At 60.1% G+C, this 2,563-nt stretch carries 2 protein-coding genes; both read left to right on the plus strand.

All coding sequences use genetic code 11. The features are described 5' to 3' along the window. Window positions 1-329: 329 nt before the first annotated feature. Complete coding sequence (locus ACFFIC_RS26995; RefSeq protein WP_377056283.1) at window positions 330-662, plus strand: hypothetical protein; 333 nt, start codon at window positions 330-332, stop codon at window positions 660-662. A 783-nt stretch (window positions 663-1,445) separates the two neighbouring features. Further along, the coding region (locus tag ACFFIC_RS27000) for a Mu transposase C-terminal domain-containing protein (RefSeq protein WP_377056285.1) at window positions 1,446-2,563 on the plus strand (1,118 nt) is incomplete at its 3' end.

The following is a 2,563-nucleotide window of genomic DNA, read 5'->3' on the forward strand; positions in this document are numbered from 1 at the left end:
TGGCCACCCAAGCCCTACACACCGGACCGTGCCGGATTTTCCACCACCTCCGCGGACGCTACCGTCTGAGTTGACCTTTTCCGTGATGCGAAGAAGCTCCTCGGCATAGCCGAGCAGGTTGCAGATGTCCTCGCGCTTGTCGTTCAAGAAGTCAGCCCCTCTGCTGCACCGTGCACGGGCAGCGGGCCAGCGCAGGCTGAATAGCAGAAAACCCCGGTATTCAATAGCAAGCGCCACCAGAATGCATGCGGAGGGAGGGGTAGACTGGCTTGCCAATGAGGGGTGCTGAATGTCCAAGAAAGCCGTCACCGCGCTGGGTGTTAAGGGTCTTGAACTCGCCACAAAGCAGGAGGGGCTGCTACGCCGCGCCGCGCCGCGCCGAGGCGCTGGCCGGTGACATCGCCGCGCCCGAGTTCGCCGTCTTCATCCTCGACCCAGCGCAGGTCGGGAGTGCCCCTCCGGTGCCTGCCAAGAGGCGCCGGAAGAGCGTGTCCAGGCTCGACGGCCTCTATGCCAAGGGCAAGTTCCAGCGGGACGCGCTGGAAGCCATCCGCGCCGCCGCCGGGCCGGTCAACGCGCACAGCATCGACCGGGACCTTGCGACGCGGAAGGGCCTGAGATCCATGCGTGAGCCCAGACGGAGCCCCGAGTCGCTGGCTTGAGACCGCCGCGAAGGGGCATCGGCGGCAGCATCCACCCGGCGATAAGTAATTTTTTCGCAAGCTTTACGTTCCTATGATCCTTCAGGTGCAGAAGTCGACGATTGAGGCTTGTCGAATGGGCCTTGCCGGAGTGGAGAACCTTGGTTCTAGTTCGCGTTTAAGGATGCAGAGGAACCATCCGAAAGTTTCCGGCCGTTTGGGTTTTCGCGACGATCAGTGTCGTGAGTTGAGTTGAAGTTAAGCCAAGAAAATCAGGCCCCACCACAGTGTACGATCGCCATTTAAGGCCGCTTACCAAGTGACGTGCAGGGCTTCGCTTGCCACCTTTCGTGCCTTGGTTTTTCGCATTCGGGGTTCGATGGGCGCCTGCTGATTTCCCGTGCGGACATGATCGATGTGGGCTAGCTGGGCTGCCTCTGCATTGTGGAGGACACCTTGGCGACCATCCCAGAAAGCAAACAGCCCAACGTGCCTAGCGGTAGTGAGAGTTTGCGTGAGCCAGATCACAGACTGCCATGTGCCGCAAATGTTCGTTCAGTACCACTTACAGACATCCCCGAAGGAAAGTGGCTCGAAGGAGTCCGCCGCACGGAGGTCATAGCGTGGCTCGCAGAACAAAAACCGAGAACATGCGCGGCGGTCGCCGAAGCTTGCGAGAGGTTGCAGCTCAAACGCAGCCAAGTGTACGAGCTACTGCGACGCTTCCGTGCCGATCGCCGAACCACGAGCCAACTACCAGCCCACCCGGGATCGCGGAAAGGCGCATGCCGCATCGCTCCGGCGATGGAAGCTGTCATCGATGCTGGCATCAAGCGCTACTATCTGAGCCGCCAAAAGAGGTCGGTCGCCGCTCTGCATCGAGAGATCAAACACGACTGTCAAGCGGCCGATTTGCCTGTTCCTAGTGTGGGAACCGTGAGACGACGTGTGGCCGCTCTGGCGCCATCTGTGGTGATGCGTGCTCGCAACGGAGCGGCAGCAGTTCGCCAGCGTTTTAAGCCACTGCGGGGAAGCCTCGAAACTGAGTATCCTCTCGACGTAGTGCAGATCGACCATACACTGGTTGACGTGGTTGCTGTTGACGACGTCTTTCGCAAGCCTCTTGGCCGTGTGTGGCTGACCGTAGTCCTTGATGTCGATACCCGCGTTGTATGCGGATTCTATATGTCACCAGAGCATCCGTCTACGACAAGCGTAGCGCTTGCGATCACGCACGCTGTGCTGCCTAAGGGTCCGTGGCTGAGCGCGAACGACCTCACGCTACCCTGGCCCGCCGCCGGATTACCCAGGTGCATTCACGTCGACAACGCTCGTGAGTTCCACTCACAAGCAATGATGCGTGCATGCCAGCAGCACGGGATCGCACTTGAATTTCGTCCTGTCGGACGGCCGCACTTTGGCGGACACATAGAGCGGCTGATGGGCACGCTGATGACGCGGATCCACGAGCTGCCAGGTACCACTTTCTCCAACATTCAAGAGCGTGGCGATGCCGATCCGGAGGCGTTGGCAGTGCTTACCTTGAGCGAACTCCAACGAGTGTTTGCTCTCGAGGTGCTCGGACCGTATCACCACGAAGTTCACTCAGGTCTTGGAATGCCGCCGCTTGCCGCCTGGGCCGAGCGGCTAGACCGGCGCTCAAGCCCGCCATTGGTGCCGCAAAACCCGGACGAGTTCCTATACTCTTTTCTGCCCTTCAAGGAGGTCGTCGTTCGCCGCGAAGGTATCCGGCTGCATAGCATTTTCTATTATGACAACGTAATCACACGGTGGATCGGGACGGGCCAAGTGCGGCTGCGGGCGAAGTATGACCCGCGCAACCTTTTCCGAGTGTTCTTGTCCTCCGCCCCACAGTTGAATGAGACGCCCCGCAAGCGGACGGTATCCGCCGATGGGGTGCA

The organism is Muricoccus vinaceus (assembly GCF_042433125.1).
Taxonomy (GTDB): Bacteria; Pseudomonadota; Alphaproteobacteria; order Acetobacterales; family Acetobacteraceae; genus Roseomonas; species Roseomonas vinacea.